The sequence below is a fragment of the Flammeovirga yaeyamensis genome (genome assembly GCF_018736045.1).
Classification (GTDB): Bacteria; Bacteroidota; Bacteroidia; order Cytophagales; family Flammeovirgaceae; genus Flammeovirga; species Flammeovirga yaeyamensis.
In genome coordinates, this window is sequence record NZ_CP076133.1 from 669,054 (window position 1) to 688,211 (window position 19,158).

General features: G+C 35.7%; 14 protein-coding genes. 10 read left to right on the forward strand and 4 right to left on the reverse strand.

Annotated elements, in window-relative coordinates:
* Nucleotides 1-8 precede the first annotated feature (8 nt).
* Nucleotides 9-581, forward strand: coding sequence for a uracil-DNA glycosylase family protein (locus KMW28_RS22760; protein ID WP_169662087.1), 573 nt, complete (start codon nucleotides 9-11; stop codon nucleotides 579-581).
* A 79-nt stretch (nucleotides 582-660) separates the two neighbouring features.
* Here KMW28_RS22760 and KMW28_RS22765 read toward each other — a convergent pair whose 3' ends face one another.
* Nucleotides 661-1,395 carry an SDR family oxidoreductase gene (locus KMW28_RS22765; protein ID WP_183363890.1) on the reverse strand — a complete coding sequence of 245 codons (735 nt, stop codon included), beginning with the start codon at nucleotides 1,393-1,395 and terminating at the stop codon, nucleotides 661-663.
* 107 nt (nucleotides 1,396-1,502) lie between these two features.
* Between KMW28_RS22765 and KMW28_RS22770 the strand changes: the two genes are divergently transcribed.
* Nucleotides 1,503-2,393 carry a LysR family transcriptional regulator gene (locus KMW28_RS22770; RefSeq protein ID WP_169662086.1) on the forward strand — a complete coding sequence of 297 codons (891 nt, stop codon included), beginning with the start codon at nucleotides 1,503-1,505 and terminating at the stop codon, nucleotides 2,391-2,393.
* On the opposite strand, the gene KMW28_RS22775 is transcribed toward KMW28_RS22770, so the two are convergent.
* The gene (locus tag KMW28_RS22775; RefSeq protein ID WP_169662085.1) at nucleotides 2,394-3,308 is read right to left on the reverse strand and encodes an alpha/beta hydrolase; all 915 of its coding nucleotides are present in this window, start codon (nucleotides 3,306-3,308) and stop codon (nucleotides 2,394-2,396) included. It lies immediately after the preceding gene.
* Between the two features lie 228 nt (nucleotides 3,309-3,536).
* On the opposite strand from KMW28_RS22775, the gene KMW28_RS22780 reads away from it, so the two are divergent.
* The 6 genes from KMW28_RS22780 to KMW28_RS22805 all read left to right on the forward strand — a co-directional run bounded on the left by KMW28_RS22780 (nucleotide 3,537) and on the right by KMW28_RS22805 (nucleotide 8,019).
* Nucleotides 3,537-4,112: a hypothetical protein gene (locus KMW28_RS22780; RefSeq protein WP_169662084.1), complete on the forward strand. Its 576-nt coding sequence runs from the start codon at nucleotides 3,537-3,539 to the stop codon at nucleotides 4,110-4,112.
* Between the two features lie 44 nt (nucleotides 4,113-4,156).
* Nucleotides 4,157-4,627 carry a hypothetical protein gene (locus tag KMW28_RS22785; RefSeq protein WP_169662083.1) on the forward strand — a complete coding sequence of 157 codons (471 nt, stop codon included), beginning with the start codon at nucleotides 4,157-4,159 and terminating at the stop codon, nucleotides 4,625-4,627.
* A 339-nt stretch (nucleotides 4,628-4,966) separates the two neighbouring features.
* Complete coding sequence (locus KMW28_RS22790) at nucleotides 4,967-5,854, forward strand: hypothetical protein (RefSeq protein ID WP_169662082.1); 888 nt, start codon at nucleotides 4,967-4,969, stop codon at nucleotides 5,852-5,854.
* Nucleotides 5,835-7,097: a methyltransferase family protein gene (locus KMW28_RS22795; protein ID WP_169662081.1), complete on the forward strand. Its 1,263-nt coding sequence runs from the start codon at nucleotides 5,835-5,837 to the stop codon at nucleotides 7,095-7,097. Before KMW28_RS22790 ends, KMW28_RS22795 begins: the two co-directional genes overlap by 20 nt.
* Before the next feature lie 10 nt (nucleotides 7,098-7,107).
* A complete protein-coding gene (locus tag KMW28_RS22800; protein WP_169662080.1) occupies nucleotides 7,108-7,557 on the forward strand; it encodes a hypothetical protein in 450 nt (149 codons plus the stop codon).
* 111 nt (nucleotides 7,558-7,668) lie between these two features.
* A complete protein-coding gene (locus KMW28_RS22805) occupies nucleotides 7,669-8,019 on the forward strand; it encodes a hypothetical protein (protein ID WP_169662079.1) in 351 nt (116 codons plus the stop codon).
* 598 nt (nucleotides 8,020-8,617) lie between these two features.
* Here KMW28_RS22805 and KMW28_RS22810 read toward each other — a convergent pair.
* Nucleotides 8,618-8,872 (reverse strand): DUF2492 family protein, encoded by a 255-nt coding sequence (locus tag KMW28_RS22810; RefSeq protein WP_066213760.1) that lies wholly within the window; start codon nucleotides 8,870-8,872, stop codon nucleotides 8,618-8,620.
* A 523-nt stretch (nucleotides 8,873-9,395) separates the two neighbouring features.
* Here KMW28_RS22810 and KMW28_RS22815 point away from each other — a divergent pair.
* Both KMW28_RS22815 and KMW28_RS22820 read left to right on the forward strand, forming a co-directional pair.
* A complete protein-coding gene (locus tag KMW28_RS22815; protein WP_169662078.1) occupies nucleotides 9,396-10,052 on the forward strand; it encodes an ankyrin repeat domain-containing protein in 657 nt (218 codons plus the stop codon).
* Nucleotides 10,053-10,068: 16 nt separating this feature from the next.
* Entirely contained in the window at nucleotides 10,069-11,160 is a 1,092-nt protein-coding gene (locus tag KMW28_RS22820) for a hypothetical protein (RefSeq protein WP_169662077.1), read from the forward strand.
* A gap of 11 nt (nucleotides 11,161-11,171) precedes the next feature.
* Here KMW28_RS22820 and KMW28_RS22825 read toward each other — a convergent pair whose 3' ends face one another.
* Nucleotides 11,172-18,830, reverse strand: coding sequence for a S8 family serine peptidase (locus KMW28_RS22825; RefSeq protein ID WP_215585953.1), 7,659 nt, complete (start codon nucleotides 18,828-18,830; stop codon nucleotides 11,172-11,174).
* Between the last annotated feature and the right edge of the window lie 328 nt (nucleotides 18,831-19,158).

Here is a 19,158-nt window from a genome sequence, read left to right on the forward strand (position 1 = left end):
ATATCACTTTGAAAAAACTCTTAGAAGACATCTCTAAATGTACATTGTGTGAGCCTCATTTGGATCTTGGGGCTCGTCCCGTAGTGGAAGCAAGTGCAACAAGTAAAATAGTAATTATTGGTCAGGCACCAGGGACAAAAGTTCACAAAAGTGGTGTGCCTTGGGACGATCAAAGTGGGGAGAACCTAAGAAATTGGATGGACATTGACGCTGACACATTTTATGATGTCAGTAAAATTGCCATTATTCCCATGGGATTTTGTTATCCGGGGAAAGCCAAAACAGGAGATAAGCCCCCTAGAAAAGAATGTGCTCCAAAATGGCATCAATTACTCTTAGATAATATGAAGGAAGTCAAATTGACTTTACTTATCGGCAAGTATGCACAAGATTATTACCTTCAGAATAAAACAAAGAAAACCCTCACCGAAACGGTAAAACAGTTTCATGAATATTTACCCCATCACTTTGTTTTACCTCATCCATCGCCAAGAAATAATATTTGGCAAGCGAAGAATCCGTGGTTTAAAAGTGATGTTTTGCCAGCATTAAAAAGTGAAGTTCAAAGAATATTACTATAATTGATGATCATACAAAAAGAGTGTCAAATTCAACGTCAGCTAAAATTCAACACTCTTCATTTTTAGAAAATACTATTTATTACCAAGCCACTTCCTCTCCCAAATGCATAAACTTCCCATTAAAATCAGTTTCTTCTTTTAAAGAAAGACTTACTGAGGTCTTGGCTCCATCTACAATTTCCATTGGGGCATTTTTCGTTCCCAAGTCAGTTTTTACCCAACCCGGATGTGCTGAGTTTACCTTCACATTTGTTCCTTTTAAAGAAGCTGCAAGGTGTACTGTAAAGGCATTTAAAGCTGCTTTTGAAGCATCATAAGCAAATGGTTTTACGGTATAATAAGGAGATTCCACATCGCTTTGTACCGTATTTGAACCCAAAATACTTGATAGGTTTACAATCCTGCCTGCATCACTCTTTTTCAAAAGAGGAAGTAACTCTTGAGTTAGTTTTACGATACTGAAAAAGTTGACATCAAATGTTTCAGCTAGAGTGGCAGATGAGATACTCTCAGATGTATTGGTTCCAAGAGGTTCATCAGGATGAATAATTCCTGCATTGTTGACAAGAATATCTAGTCGACCATATTGTGATGCAATGAAATCTTTCACACCTAAAATGTGATCCACATTGGTTGCTTCCAACTGAAGCAATTCGACATCCAATCCTTCACTTTTTAGTTGATTTACTGCTTCTTGTCCTTTGACTTTATCTCTCGATGCCATCAAAACTTTGATTCCTTTTGCTCCAAGTTGACGAGCTGTTTCGAATCCTAAACCTTTGTTTGCGCCTGTGATTAATGCTATTCTTTTCATAGTATTTTTGATTTATGTTTGAATGATGATGATACAAATGTATTGGGCTTGTGATATAAAATGAAATAGTTTAATTTTGGTTATGATATAAAAATATTAATATCAGTATGATTAATCTAGAATGGTACAGAACCTTTAAAGCGGTATATAAGCTTCATAGTTATTCGAAAGCAGCAGAAGAATTATTCCTTACTCAGCCTGCGGTAAGTAATCAAATGAATATGTTGGAGGCAGCTGTTGGACACAAATTATTTACTCGAAAATCAAAAGGGGTAGAACCGACTGATCATGCAAAGTTTCTAAATAACCTCATCATAGAGTCCTTAGACACACTCGAAAAAGTGGAATCTAGTTATAGTAAGTCAGTAAAGAAAGAAGAAAGGGATTATACTTTTGGAATCAGTGAGAATCTTTATAAGTCATTTGTTTCTGATAAAATTCTCACCTCATTTAAATATCTTACTGTTCATTTTGAAAACGACAATAAGAAGCTTTTTGATTTAGTCAACCAACAGCAGGTGGATGCCGGAATAATTAGGGGAGACAATCCTACTTTTGATGTCCTTACTCACAAAATTGCAAGTTCTAAATTGGTGATTGTTGGTCATCCTAAATTGGATCGTACTGAATTAGATCTGTTCATTAAGAACGATGATGAATTGGGTATTCAAAATTGGTTAGAGCATCAGGTTTGGTTTTCTCATATGGCGGCCAACCCTTTTATCAAAAAGTTTTGGATGTATTGTTTTAATAAACGTCGGCCAAAAATATTTACCAATTACATCATTCCAAACGAGTATTTTATGCTAGAGGAATTAACGAAAATTGAAGGAGTTGCAGTGGTATTAAAGGAAAATGCAAAATCGTATATCGAAGATCAATCACTTCAATTAATTTGGGAATCAGATAAATACCCTACAAGAGATTATTATCTGATTGCCCATAAGAAACAAGAGGAATTATTTGAGATGTTGAAACAATTATTCGGTAATGAATAATTACTTTAATTCACTCAACCATAACTCCGCCAAGCCTTTCCATTTTGGAGCATTTTTATTGGCAATTCCCATACCATAGCCATGACCACCTTCAGGGTACAAATGCATGTCTGCCATTACTTTATGTTTAACCAATGCCTGATAAAAACGAATGGAATTCTCTACAGGTACAGCTCCGTCATCTCCGGAATGAACAATAAAAGTAGTCGGTGTTTTATCATTTACTTGTAGTTCATTTGAGAACTGATCAACTAACTTTTTATCTGGTGATTTTCCCAATAATTTATTTTTTGACCCTTCATGAGTTACCCCTTTTTGCATACTGATCACTGGATAAAGCAACATCAAAAAATTAGGTTGGAATGCTTCCTCATCCACCTTATCATTTGATGTATAATAAGCTTCTTGATGTGTAGCTAGAGTAGAGGCTAAATGTCCGCCAGCAGAAAAGCCCATCACCCCAATTTTATCTTTATCAATATTAAATTCCTCAGCATGAGCGCGGATATAGCGCATGGCTCTTTGTGCATCTTGGATAGGAGCTTTATAAGAAGTTTTCACCGAAGCAGCTTGAGGCATTCTGTATTTTAAAACAAAAGCAGCAATCCCGTTACTGTTCAGCCATTGACCTACCTCTGTTCCTTCCCAATCGTAGGAAACACCGGCATATCCACCACCTGGCAAAATGAGCACAGCTTTTCCATTACTGCTTCTTTTGGATGGCAACATAATTTCCATCTCAGGTTTTTGAATATTCATTGTAAAGTTGAAGTCCCTGTTTGGAGCAATGTACTCTTTGTCATCTGTAGCCGTATAATTTGGTATTTTGTCCTCTTCCCAAAGTGGAACTAGATGTTGTGCACACAATTGACTTACTATTAAAAAATAGAAGGATAAAAAGGTAAGTAATTTCATTTCTTTTTTGTTTGTTAACTAGGTGATAAAGATAGGTAAGTTTCTATTTGAAATAGAATTTAAACATATAAATATCTTTTAAATCGTAATTGCAGAGTGAATTTTTAGTATCAGAAGTAATGGTCTAAAATCGTGTTTTGAAACATGAAACAATCACTTAATTTAGTTACATGTTCCAATAAACCTTTTATATTTAGACTGAAAAATAAACGGAGCAAACACCTCATTATGAAAAAAATTCTATTATTCTTACTGGCAATAATTTCTATTTCATGCAAAACAAATAATAATGTTGATGTAAACGACTACCCAATTGTGACTACAATACAAACAGTTGCAGAATATTATGATTTAAAAGTCGATCTCTCCGGTAAATATGAAACAACAAGCACAACTAGATATTTTGATGGATCCACAGAGTTAGCGTACACTTATGAGTTATTAGAAACAGAAGTATACGATCCTCTTTATTATTCGATCACCATAGAAAAAGAAGTATCAGAAAAAGATGCTAAGCAATTATTTTTAATGGGTAAAGGGGCCATTAATTTAATTGGTAAAGCCTACGAACAAGAATCAAAAGAAATTACAACCCTTGAATTACCCGGAGATGAATCATTTTATGCTTACCGAACAGTTGAAGGAGAAACCATAGGGATGTACTACATTATTCGTAAAGGTAAATGTGTTTACACCATGTTGATAAATGGGGTGTATACAAAAGACCATAGTTTGGTGATTGATTTATTAAATCCGAAAATTGAAAACTTGGAGGAGTTTGAGTTGAAGAAGAGTGAGGGGTGATGGAATAATATTAAAATAGTATCAATCAAACAAACAACTACAAAATGGTATTTAAAGAACTAAAAGACCAATTATTAAATGATAAAATTTTAGCAAACTTAAGATCTACAGAAATTGGTGAAACTAAAAAATTCAAAAAATATAAGAACGACCATTCGCATACAGGTTGGGTAAAATGTAAAAGAATTGATAGTAATGATTATAGAATTTCATTTATAAATATTCGAAAGGATGCCAGTTTTTTATACCCTATCATACTTTTAAAGATTGAAAATCAAAATTCATTTAAGTTAACTCAATCGATCAATTTCAAAGCATTATTTTTATTTGGAATAGTTGGTTTAGTGTTTCTTGCTGTAATGAATAAATTCTTTTTTCCAGATGTTCAAGTCCAACGGTTTGAACCTTTTATACCTTTCATTTTTGGATTAGGAATTCATTTTTTTGAATATATAGTCAATGTTATTTTTGGTCTTGAAAAAAGATTTAAGGAATACTTTTATCAAGTTGATTAAATAACGGGAGGTTTGTGTTCGATGGGTTGAAACCCATCGTTAAGTAAATTATTTCAATTTATGTATTGTGATGAATTCTACTCTTCTAAAAAAATGAGTGTTTTCATATTCTAAAAAAGAGATTTAAATCTCTTTTTTTCAACCATCACAATTTTATATCAATGAAAGCTTTCTTTAGCTATTAAGTAATAAGTACGATCACTTTCCTCAACGAGGGGTTTCAACCCCTTGAAGCACGTCCTATTAGCAAGATGATGAAATAAGCATTAAAGGTATCTATTCAATTTTTATCCCTATCTTCACACTATCAAAACAAAAAAAACTTCTACAGACTCTTCTATGACACCAACTTCGAACAAACCAAAAAAGCGATTATTAATCATTACTATTATACTTACCATCGGCAGTTTGTCTTATCGAGCAATTTATTATGAAAATTTACAAACCACTTCCCTTTTATTTGTAGGTATCCCAACGCTGTTAACTTTGATGGTAATTAATTATGCAAGCACGCCTAAAACAGTCTATGGCATGGCATTTAGGGTGATTACTCTTTTTTTATTAATGTCATCTATTTTGCTAGGAGAAGGAACATTATGTGTCATCATGGCTGCTCCTATTTTTTATGGAGTGACATTTCTTACTGTACTTATCATTAATCTAATAAAGAAAAGGAGACAGAATAAACTGTATTCATTCGCTATTCTTCCTCTAATTATTTTATTGGCTCAGCCTTATCAGTATGTTAAGACTCCTAAAATTCATCAAATTCAAACATCAAAATTGATACAACATCATGTATCTATTTCAGATCTGAATGCTTCACCTGATTTTATGAAAGATTATCCATCAGTTTTCAAAATAGGTTTTCCAAAACCTGTAAGTATTGAAGGATATGGAATTGAGGTAGGTGATGAAAGAAAGATTCAGTTTTTATCCAGTACGAAAGGCATTGGTACTTTACATTTAATGATTGATAGTGTTTCCAACAGTAAAATATCTTTTGATGTTGTCTCTGATGACACACATATTTCCCATTGGTTGAGTTGGAAAAATATAGAAGTAGAAATTAATGCTAAGGAAGAATTTACTGAAGTCATTTGGACATCGAATTACACTTGTGATCTAGGACCCAAGTGGTACTTTTCGCCCATTGAAGATTTTGTAGTTAATATAATGAATGAACATTTAATCCATTCTTATTTTGATGGAAATAGAAATAATTAGATCGTCCATTCTACTAGTCACTTTTATATTTTTAGGTGGGCTGATTTTAAAGAAAGACCAAAACAAAAAACGCAATTGGGCCATTTTTTACTCACTGATTTACGTTGGTACGACTTTACCAATAGTCAATTATGTTTTTGTGGAATTGGGGCTATGGGAATTTTCTGAAAAGAATGATATAAAAATGCCTTATGACCTTTATTTCCTCTGGACTATTATGTGGGGTGTTATTCCAGTATTTTTCTTGAAGAAACACGATTTTAAATTTCTATTCATCATCATATTATGGTTAGATCTTTTGATGATGCCACAGTTAGAAAAGTTTGGTATCCTCACACTTTATGATAATTGGATTCTTGGTGAGATTGCATTGATATTGGCTGTCTTTATTCCTGCTTACCTGTGGAGCTATTTATATTATTATCAAAAAATGAATGGTATAAGAGCGGGTTTCCAAGTGATGATAATGATACTTTTATTATTCGTGGGTTTACCTTATTTGCTATATTTTTATCAATTGATACCCCAACCTATATTTAGACGATCTTCCATTGAGTTTCAAGTGTTGCTCATTTTAGCATTTCCTGCTTTATCAGCCACTCAAGGTTTAGTAAGGAAAGGTAAAGGCACGCCCTTTCCATATGACGCCACAAAGCGCTTGGTAAGAAATGGTGTATATGCCTACTGTCGTAATCCCATTCAGTGGTCGCAAACAATGATCTTTTTTAGCTTAAGCTATTACCATCAAAGTTGGATATTCCTCATCGGTAGTATTATTTCTGTAGCTTATGTTTTTGGAGTGGCCGAATTTCAAGAACGAGAGGATATGGAGAATAGATTTGACCATGAATGGTCGGTTTATTTATCACAAGTACCCAATTGGTATTTTTTGTGGAAGCCAATAAACATCCCCAAAGGAACCATTTATTTCGATCGAAATTGTCAACAATGTTCTGCCATTGAAGCATGGTACCAGGAACAGAATACGATCAATTTAGAAATAAAAGCTGCATCAGAATATGTGGGCACACCGCTAACAAAAGTAACTTACATAGATGGAAATGGAGAAGAAGAAAATGGGATCAATGCTATCGCTCAGGCTTTCGATCATATTCATTTAGGTTATGCTAGCTTGGGTTGGTTTATACATTTTTATCCAATTAGCTTTCTACTTCAATTAATCATTGATTCTATGGTTTTTGATCGAGTGGAAGAATGTGAAATTAACAATAGAAAAACTTAAGAATGATATAATGGCAAAGATTCCAAAATCTATTCTTCCCATCCTAGTATTCTCCTTATCCACCCTATTATTCCCATTAGATTTAATAGGCATTAGATATCAATGCACAGGAACAGAAATATTCCCAGACTTCTACGCTTCTCCGTTTATATACAAGTCAACATCACTAGCTACTTCTATGGCTTATGATTATTACATTTTAGGACTTCTTGGGAATACACTTGTATGGGGTTTTTTTTTCTTTTCCATTCATCAACTAATTGTTCATTTCATTGGAAAAAGGAAAACACTGATTAAACTCTATAAATTGGTTTTGGCTTCCTTATATATATTCTTATTGATAGGGAATATTTTAGAAATACAAGTATCCATACAACGTATTGAGTGGTCAATTGATATCGAAGAAGAGGCAAAGTTATGGGGGAATGTCTGTGAACCTCAATGGTTTTATCAAAATTAAATTTCCCGCAATCTCATTTCTCAATTGATAAATCCAAGTAGTTTTATTAATTTTATATTACATTTTTTAATTCTGAAAACTAATATCAAATTTCAAACAAACAATAGAGCTATGCTTAAAAGAACAATTTTATCTATTCTCTTTTTATCTTCAATCTTTATTTTTAATTCTTGCAAAACCAATGATGAAAAAGAGCAGGAAGTAATCCTCAATCAATTTACTTATGATGGGAATACCTACTCATTAAGTAAGGGGTACTTATTTCCATATGATATGATCACTAATAATCTTTTTGATTTAGAGATTTACCTAGTTTCTGAAAATATCGTTTTCGATTCTAAAACTTCTGAATTTGATGGAAAAGGAGATGTAGTATTCTTTAATCTTGCAAGTTCAACACTATTAGAACTTGAAGATGGAGTCTATGAATTATCACTGCAAGAAAACCATTTTCAATATTAGGAGCAGCTGCTGGTTTGGATGTCAATATTGAAGAAATGGAAGAACACGAAATCATATATGTCAAGAGTGGAACTTTAAAAGTATCACATGATGGTATAAGTACAGTTCTTGAATTTGATGTTATGACTTCTTCGAATAAAGTAATTAAAGGTTCATTCAGTGGGTTTTTAGATACGAACATTTTATTTTGATTTTATTGGGATCATTTTTATTGATTATCAAAGAGTTCGCGATTGATGGGTTGAAACCCATCGTTAAGTATAATATTCCAATTCTAAGGTTGTGATAAATTCAACTTTTCTAAAAAAAATCTAATGTATATATAAAAAAGAGATTTAAATCTCTTTTTTTAACTATCGCAATGCTATAATCATGAAAGATTTCTTTACCTATTAAGAAATAAGTACAATCACTTTCCTTAACGAGGGGTTTCAACCCCTCGAGTGATGAACTACTAGAAAAAAATCAAAATTTAATCAAACGAATCAAACGAATCAAACGGTTCGCGTGCGATGGATTTTTAACCCTCGAAGTACACATCAAAAAAAAGACCCAACAACCGTTGAGCCTCTTATTATATTTCATCTATACGTAAATCTTATCTTAAATGAGAATCACACATTTTCATGCTTGGGTGAATCTCAATTTTTCCCTCGGTATTTACCACTACCTTGTTACGGTCTAAAATAAACTGTAAAGCTTCTTCTTTTGGTGTGGGAACACCAGAACACGACATAAAACCAACATCATCACCCCATTTTTCTGCAATAGCTGTAACCAATGTTTCTGGTGTAAAAACTCCTTCGTTGTCCTGAACTAGGAAAATCACTTCGTGTATATGTGTAGTGTTCATATTCTATTTTTTTAATTGATTGATACTTCAAATATAATAAAAGACTAATTTATCTTTTATGCAATTAACATTTATTAAAACCTTTTTTATTTCGTATAAACTCGTTATTAATATTAAAAAATGGTTCCTGGTATTTATTGAAGTTATAACAATATTGTATTGAACTACAGAGAGTTGTGTTTTATTGGGAAGGGGTACACAATGTAATCTAGAATGTATTATGAAATTCTTTGTTTTTGTTGTATTTCAACCCGTTGCAAAAAAAATAGTTGAGTTTAAATTTCTGTATTCATAAAATTTGACTACCAACTATAAAAATTCTAAATTGAAGTGTAAAAGGAACATTTAATTAAAACAAATCCGTATTTAATCGACTTTTTTTGGTAATACTTTCTGGAAGATAAACGTAATTACAATACTCTCTATAATATGTGAAATGTAATAAGATAGGTTAACTACTATCACTTTTACTACTTTATAAACCAGCATATTTCACCAATTTTCACTAACCATTTTTTACAACATGAAAAGAAATTTATTATTTATCTACACTATTTTATTGTTTAGCACTAGTGCTTTCTGTCATCAGCAAACATCGTTTGGAAACGAACCTGAAGCTCCTTGTAAAATTGCTATTCGATATCAAGAGTCAGCTATTTTAACAGAGAAACTCAATAAAGTTAAAAGTGAATTTGAAACATCTAAAAATGTAAGTTTATGGGCCTATAAAGAAGCGGTGACCACAAACAATTATCCTTTAGTCAAATTTTATATTGAAGAAACAAATTTATTAAAAGAAAAAAGCCTTGTAGATTTAGTTTTTGTAGCTGTTCAAAATGGATACATCGATATTGTACAACTATTCTTAGACAATGGAGTTGATCCAAATGGAAAAACAAAGAGTAATTTCTATCTAATTTACAGAGCTGTTCTCTTTCCAGAAATTATGAAATTATTGCATCAATCGGGAGCAGAACTAAATCCTAAAGGATATTCTGGTACCACAACCTTAATGCATGCAGCAAGAGAAGGCTGCCTTGAATCGGTAGAATATTTAGTAGAAAACGGAGCAAATGTAAAAGATAAGTCGGATGATGGAAAAACTGTCATTGATTTTGCTAAATTTAATGAAGCCAACGCAGAAGGTGTGTTGCAATTATTAAAAAATCAGTCAAAATAAGTTTTTAATTTCTGTAGTGCCTCAATTAAACAAATTCTTAAAACGAATCATCTATTACTTTTTAATTCCTTTTTTGGTTTACTGTTTTATTGAAGGAGTTCTACCTGCAACAACTTATACTTTTCGATACGCTGAAGGATTACAATTTAAAAGTCGTCTGAGAATTCCTCATTTGACCAGTAATTATCCTAATATAGATTCTAAGGGGACAGCAGAAGGCGATTTATGCCATCACACTTCAAATGCTATTGTTAAAAAAGAAGATTGGAAAACGGATAAATTAGGTTTTAGAAACAATCAATTCATAGAGCAGGCTGATATTATCTTGATTGGTGATTCTTATATTCAAGGTGTCGGGTTAAGTCAAGAAGAAACACTCGGGAATCAGATTATTACCAAGTCAGATAGTACGATTTCGGTGTATAGTATGGGACCAAGTTCAATTGTAGAGTTTATCCGTTTGATGAATTTAGGGTTGATAAAACCGCCTAAAGTGATGATTTATTCTCAGGTAGAAAGGCATCGATTTTATCCAATTTTGATGCCTACAGAACGCACCTTAGTAAAAGATAAAATAAAATGGTGGTGTAGTCAGTACAGCCTAAACGTATTTCTTGATAAAGCCACTCGACTCTATTCTTTGGATTGGATGAGGGCAAGAATAAAGGAAGAAAAGGGAAGAGGAGTAAAAGCTATTGAAGGATCAAATATGTTTTTCTTAAATGGTAAAAATCAGCCTTATGATAAAAAAGTGCCTGATGTTGTCAAAAAGATCAAAACCTATAAAATGTATTTTGAGTCGATAGGCGTACGATTTATTTTCTATCCCAACTGCAATAAAGAATCCGTTTATTATGATTATGTTCCCTTCGATCATCAGCCAGATTTTTTATTAAGATTGGATACTGCTTTACAAAAAGAGCAAGTGGAAACCATTAATACCTTACAGATTTTTAATAATTATAGGGCAACACATTCCGACCTTTTGTATCATTTAGACGATACACATTGGAACCCTACAGCCGTAGGTTTGATAGCTGATGAGATTATCAGAAAGTATAAAAAAACGCCACTCCCCGAAGGAAGTGACGTTACTCTATTCAGATAAGAACCAATAATTTATTGCTTGATAATCTTACCGAAAGATGTCAATTCCCCATTAATAATTAATGAGTAGATGTACACACCTCTTGACAATTGCTCAGCATCATAATCCATTTTTTGATGTCCGGAAGATAGCTGACCCAATTCTACAAGATCCACTTGTTGACCTTGAAGATTATGTAAAACAACCGTTACAACACCATTTTGAGGCATATCCCACTCAAATGTTGTCTTCGTGTTTACCGGGTTAGGGTACACTTGTAAACCATTGTTTGCTTCACTTGGATCGATAGAAGTGATATCGTCTGAGTTACCCACCGTTACATCTACTGTAATAATGGCAGATAAACCAGATGGATCTGTTGCCATGAAAGCCACATCAGATACACCTTCTTTAAGTGATGAAAGTACAAACTGACCATCGGCCAATCCAGCAATCAACACACCGTTTCCATTATCGGCTACTTGATAAGTTAACTCATCACCATCTTCATCCATGAAAAGCTCTGATGGATCGATGTAATACACATCGCCTGTGGCTAATTCCATTGCTTCCATATCGAAGGCAATTGGCGCTCTGTTTACATCAATTACTTCTAGAGCAATTGATTTCTCAGATACCGCACCGTGTGCATCTTCACCTTTTACAATCAATTCGTAGTTACCCGACATATCGAAGTTAGGTGTTAGTGTGATCGTTAAAGTATCACCCTCAATAGAAGTAGTTCCCATGTCGCCAAGGTTCATTACTTCCGTTGTGAATTCGTCACCTTCCTCATCGTGCATGCCTACTTTAATAACTAAAGTATCATTTTCTAATAAGCTATACGCATCCATTTCTGTTGTGAAGATCGGACCTTGGTTCGTGTGCATACTTGCATAGAAAGAAGTACCCTCATGGTTTGGATCGTTCGTTAGGATCGTCACTTTCGCAGCCACATCTTTTCTACCTCTGTTGAAGGCAGCATCAAATGATAAACTCAACGTAGTTTCTTCTCCCATTGCAGTTTGTCCTTCGCTTTCACTAATGCTTAACCAAGAACCATCGATTGCTTCTTTCGACATCAAACGTACCATATACGCTGACTTTTCAAACTGTGCGGTAGCCGTTAAATCCTCCCAACCATTTGATGTTGGCACAAAGAAAGTTCCCGCAATACGCTCCTCAACTCTTGCTACACCTTGAGGGTAAGCAACACCTTCAGGGTAAGTAATTCCAACAAAAATGTTATCACCATTAAAGAACGTAATGTCCTCCGATAATTCGAAGTTGACTAACCCACCGGTCTCTTCCATTTCAGTAAAGTTCATTGTAAACGATTCAGAAGCTAATTCCACAGGATTGTCAATTGATCCAGTAAGAATTGTAACGATAATATCTCCTTCCGAAATTGTTCCTTTAGGGGTAAACCAAGTAGTCACATCAGATAATTTGAAGCCTTCTACCGGAGCAACAAACTTAGTGATGGTCGTTAATGAAGCATTTCCAAAGCCAATAGAATTACTTGGGCTTGTATGATCATCATATGATAATACTTGATGATAATCCGCTTCATTTATTCCATTGTACACTTGAGGAATTACCGGAGCATCTACAGAGGCAATTCTAGTAGAAGAGTTTGTTGCAAATGCAGTGATTTCTTCTTTTGGAGCAAATCCACTAGCAATGAACTCAATCATTACTTCCCAATCCAAGATGGATTTTCCTTCTGTATTATTGAAAGTGATATCCATTGTTTCTTGGTGATCTGCAGTTACGGCATCAACATGTAAGTCGATGACATTTTCCATTGCAAACTTTGCAGGCTCGTAGAAGTTCGCTTTAATTGTTAGCGTTTTTTCTTCTTCACCTACCACATACTTGATGACCTTTTCGTAAGCACCAGCCGTTTGAGGCATCAAAGTGACTCTCGCTAATACCTCCGTTTTTGGAGCCAACATTGGAGGTAAATAATGGTACTCACCCTCAACTGTAATTAAGTCACCTAAACAACCACCCCAAATGACTGGACCGTCACAGATTTCTTTCCATTTAAAGATTGTTTCCCAATTGTACCATTGGTGAGGGCCTTCTTCCAAACCTGTATCCTCAACGATTACTTGAGTAAATAATTCTAAGTTTAAGGCTGCATCAGCGACAATACTTTCCTTATTGAAGTATAAATCTCCTGTACCGTTGTTGTGTAAAGTGAACTCAGGTTGCAACCACATATTTTCTGTGTATACAATATCACCTAAATCAATGACATCTTCTTGCCAAGCAAACTCAGCACTACCATTTACGGTAAGTGTTACAGGAATAGTGATGTTTTCTTTACCAGGAGTTTTGTTGGTAAACGATAAATTGTGGTTGTATGTACCGCCTAATAAATCTGTAGCATCTACTGTGAACGTAAATGTTTTTTCTTCACCAGCAGGAATAACAGTTTTCTTAGCAGGCGTATATTCAACGGCTAAACCATCCGTAATGTATGGTAAGTAGAAGTTGTTTACCACACCGTCTGTACCGTCTTTGTTCTCTAAACCTAAAGTGAAGTACTTATTGAAGATTTCAACAGCTTCCTGATCGATGGTCTTGTATTGCGTCTTGATCGTACCTTTTTTGTATAAGATCGTTTGTGCAGAAACGTAACCACCTAAAAAGCCCCAGTTATGGATATATCGGTTGTAAGTGATGATGATTTTTTCTTCATCATGTTTTACCCAAATACCTTTTAATGGATGCTCATCGTAGTAATCTTCTCCGGTTAACGACCAAAGTGAGGCGATGAAGTTATGTGGTTCTTCTTCTGCATTCGGGATCTCGATACTAAATAATGGAGATGGCACAGTTGGTTCAGTGAACGTCATGATACCGTTGTATCCAATCCAAATTTTATCGTAACCTTCTTCCCAGAAATCGAAAGTGAAAGGCAGGTCGTAAGGTTCCCATAACATGTAAGTATCTTGAACGGTTACTTTCTCCCAAGTTTCATCAATGGCTTCCCATTGGAATACAGGGGCATTCGGATCGATTAATCCATCCAATTGCTTTTTGTTGTCTCTCCAAGCATAAGTGAAGTCTTTTAAAGGAGCAACATCCATTGCTTCGGCAGTCGTTTCGTACATCCAAACAGCACCATTTGGCAATACTTCTAAGTCAGCATTTCCATTGGCATTACTTACCGTAACATTTACAGTAGTTTTCTCTCCAGCGGCCAAAGTGATGTCCATTGGAGTGGTATCCAATTCGATCTGTGGCTCGTCGATGATTGTTGCCGTGATGTTAAATACATGTGTTCCTCCATCAGCATCGTTAAATGTAATGATCTCAGAATAGGTGCCCACCTCCTCTGTATCAAGGGCTACTTTAACTGTGGTACCCAACCTTGGAAGCAATTGGAAAACCGATTTATCCACACTGAATTTACTATCGATTCCTCCATCAATGACTGTACTTGTGAAATCAATCAAAGCACTTCCGTTGTTCACGAAATTGATGTTATGTACTACATCTGCAGTTCTATAAATAGAACCCAGATTCACGTCTTTAGATGATGTCTCAATATTAGAAACTCCACCATCAATAATATCTACATTTACTGTAAAGTGAGCGATTGGTTGTATTGGATCGTTAGAAATGATGGCTATATTTTGTGTATTTAATCCTTCTACCAAATCCTCTGTTTGCACATCGTAAGTAATCTCTACGCTACTACCCACAGGAACCAAACCTTCTGTTTTCGATAAGTTATGAATGATGTTTGGACCAGGGTGGTTTACTTTCACCATCACTTCAGTGTAATCATCCTCAAACAATTTCTCTGGTTTTCTGATAAACTCGTAGATATAGAAACCATCTTGTTTGTCTGGACTTTCGATACCTACAAATGGATCTGTTGCGGTAGCATTTCCCCAACCCATATCTTTGTATCGCATTTCGATGTTACCGTTGTAGTACAATGCTATTTGGAAAGTCATTGGAATATCCGATCGGCCATTGGCTTGTTTTGGTAACATTTGCTCGTACTGAGCAACCACGCGATCATCAAATTTCTTATAAAGGATTTTAGAGTTTAAGCCCCAATCCATGTATTCGTATAAGAAAGCGATGTATCCGTTGGAAGTAAATGATCTACCCAAAAGACTACCGAATGAACCGTTTACTGGATCTTTTTCATCCACTGCAATCATACCTACATGCGATAAATACATTTCAGTAAGTAGGGTATCATAGAATGGGAATTGGAAGCCTAAGTCTACTTTAACGAAATCGAGGAAAGGATTGGCTTTAAATTCTGGCGTATAATCAATTACATCTTCCGCACCCACTAATTCGTCCCACTTCCAGTCTTCCGTTTCTGGAGCATCCGTGTCGATTCTTTCCCAAGAATAACCAAATTGATGATCGTTATCTGAAGTTTCTGAACTGTATTTAGGTATGATAAATTCCAATGGGAAGTTACCTGCGTTCGTGATCGTTACAGATCCATTACCCGACTCACCAATCGTATGCGTGTAAGTGATTTGCTCAGGGGCAACATCAATTTCTGATGGTTCTATACCGAAACCTGTCACGGCAAATGTGTGTTCCCATCCGCTAGAGTTGTATAAACGAACCACTGCATTATCATTTCCACCCACCGTTGGAGTATATCTTAATTCAAGATCAACAGTTGCACGAGGGTTTAGAGAACCAAACCATTTTCTACCTGAAGAAATGTCCCAACTTTGAGCAGAAGGCATACTGAAGTTGGTTCCTTCTAAGGTAGTCAAATCAACATTAATCCCACTTTCTCCACCGTAACCGAAGTTATTTAAGGCCACGATAAAGTCTTTTTCATAACCGATTTGTACACCACCCACTTCAACAATATTTGGTGTAATAATATTCGATTCGTGGTTGTAAGCATAAACAGAATAAGGCGATCTTACCTCTGGATTTTGAGTGTCATTTGATTCGAAAATCGCATTCATATTCACATATCCACCAGGCATTTTGCTGATGTCTACTGTGAAGGTAATTTCTTGTTCACCCACACCGTTGATCTCTCCACTTTCAGGGTTCATTGTGATAAAGTTTCCGTAATGGGGATCTTTACTCACACCGGCTACACAGAAAGAGTATCCACCAAAACCAAACGCAGAGTTGATAGGCTGCCATGTCTTTCCATCATCAAACGACATCCATTGATAGAATTCTGAGTCTTCAATTTCGTTAGAGTTATTGATACCGATTGGGTATTGGTTGCCTGCAGGTACTTTTGTGACAATCCACATTACTTCACCTTCAGGGAAGAAAATGTGCTCGTTTCCTTCTGCTTGTACTCTTTTTAATCCTTGACTTTTACTATCAATTCCTTTGGATAACACTTTTTCAGCCTGAGAAAGTATTGGTCCTCTATAAACTTCAACAACTGCTTCTCCAGATGTGATATCACCTAAATAAACTTCTACTTCCGTTAGGTTAAAACCTTCCTCTTCTGTGATGATAAAAGCGGATGCAGTTGAGTTAGATAGGCTTAAATCCTCCTCACCTACGACCATAGATGCATAAATACTGCTGACATATTCTTTGTATTTGTTCTCGTATGGTTGTAAAACAGATGGATCTTCTTTTGTAGAATATACCTCAACTTTTTCTTGTTTGTCAAAAGCCATATTTCGAGGAGTGCTTTGCACTGTACCCACTGTAGGAACACTGTATGAAGAAGATTTATATTGATATGTATTTCTCACTTTACCCTTCCACTTCAAAATACCATCTGCATTGTTTTTAATGATATGTTGATGTGTTGCTGTCATGCTTTCATCGGCATAGACATTGATAGTCGTCCATGAAGCAGTTGTTTCGATTTCGGGACCTAAATTGGTCGTCCCGACTATTTGATTACTTATTTCAGAGGTATTGCCCCAACGGTCGTAAGCAATAACCGTAAATGCATAAGTCGTTTTGTCTTCTAAACCATATAACTCATATTCGTATGTAGTGTTAGCAGCACTATCAGAAAATACGATCATACTTGTAGCTGACTCTGTTACATCTTCGCCCTCGTTATATAAGATTTCAAATTTCGAAGGAGCACCATCGTCTTCATCAGTTGGAACGGTCCATGACAGACGTACAAAATTATTTGAAGCACCAGTGATCATCAAGTCGGTAATTGCATTCGGAGCATCACCTTGATTTTCGATCACTGCTAATCCAGCATCTAACAATCCGGCACCTAATTTTCCAGTGAAACCAAAGTTATCATCATCAATATTTCTACTTGAAGCGACTAACTGATTCCAAAGAATATCAGGTGTCATATGATCGCCACCCATTGCCGAAAGGATCAAAGCAGCCGTACCCGATACATGAGGGCAAGCCATTGAAGTACCTTGTAAGAACCCATATTGGTTGTTTGGCAAAGTAGATAATACAGCATCTTGGTTACCATACGTTAGATCTCCACCCGGAGCAGTAATATCGATCCACTCTCCATAGTTAGAGTAGTACGCTTTTTTCTTTGATGGACCCGTTGCAGCCACAGCCATTACTTTACTGTAGTAACCAGGGTACATTTGTGCATCGATGTCGCTATTACCTGAAGCAAAGATCACAATACCACCTTTCATAGGAGTGCCTTCATAATCGCCAGCTTCTTCGATGAAGTAATCGATGGCATCTAAAACAGCTTGTTCATAGGCACCTGCTTGAGTGTATCCCCAAGAGTTTTGAGAAATAACTGCACCGTTATTCGCTGCATAAATAAATGATGCTGCTGTATTGTTATTCGGTCCACCGATAATCTGAAGTGGCATAATGCGAACACCATCTCCATTACCTGTACCACCTGCAATACCTGCTACACCTTTTCCGTTATTGGTTACCGCTCCAATTGTTCCTGCTACGTGTGTTCCGTGTTCCTGAGGATCTAATTCCCCACGATCGAAAGCAAAGTTATAACCGTAGTAATCGTCTACATAACCATTGCCATCGTCGTCCACACCTGCTTCTCCATTCATTTCTGCTTCGTTTATCCAAAGGTTTGGACGAAGATCTTCGTGGTCGGTATCCACACCCTCATCGTGTACGGATACAATTACATTACTTGTACCTTGAGTGATTTTCCAAGCTTCCAATAGTTGGATACTACTTTCTGGTAACCATCCACTTCTATCGCCAGTGTTGTGATAGTGCCACTGTTGATCAAAAAGTGGATCGTTGGTAGTTGGACCTTCTTCATTGAAGGCTTCCGGTTGAACTACTGTAGCACTTCCTTTTCCAATGATATGTTTTTCTAAACGGACCTCGGCCAATTCTACATCGGCCACATGCTTAAAACTTTCCACCACCTGCTGTGGAGAAACGTTGGCATCGACTTCTACATCGTACCATAAATGAAGTCCGTGTCTCTGAAGTTTGTGTTCAAATCGAGCATCAAAAGGAAAGACCCTTTTCATGTTGTGTGCATGGTATTGTTGTGCCACCGCATCGAAGTCGGCAATACCCAATTTACTTACTCCCAAGGCGTTCATTGGAGCAATTTGTAGTGTGGTCTGCACCTGAGGTTTAAATTTCACTCGGATGTAACCTTGTGCTTCTCCTTTCTGATTGAAAGACATGACCCCAGGCATTTGTTGTGCCTTTACCTGAAGTCCAACAGCACTTAGCAGAAGTAAGATTGCTAATAGATGTAGTTTTTTCATCATTGCGATTGTTTAAAAATTGAATTAGTAAGCTGGGCGTTTTATTTACCCAGTTTGATCGATGAGGCTAGTTTTTCATGTAGCTTCTTGAGTACGTCAATCTCCTTTTTGCGTACCTCTATTAATCTTAAAATAGATTCCTTGTCGAGTGGAATCTTGTTATTCGGTCGTGTCGGCATAGTTGATTTATTTAGGCCAACGATAATCGCAATGTTACTAGGTTTGTAAATGAAACTTAACAATGTAGTAGTGCTATAAGGGTGCTATAGGGGGTGCTACATTTGTGCTACAGGGGTATTTTCAGGTATTTAAATACTTGATTTTGTGT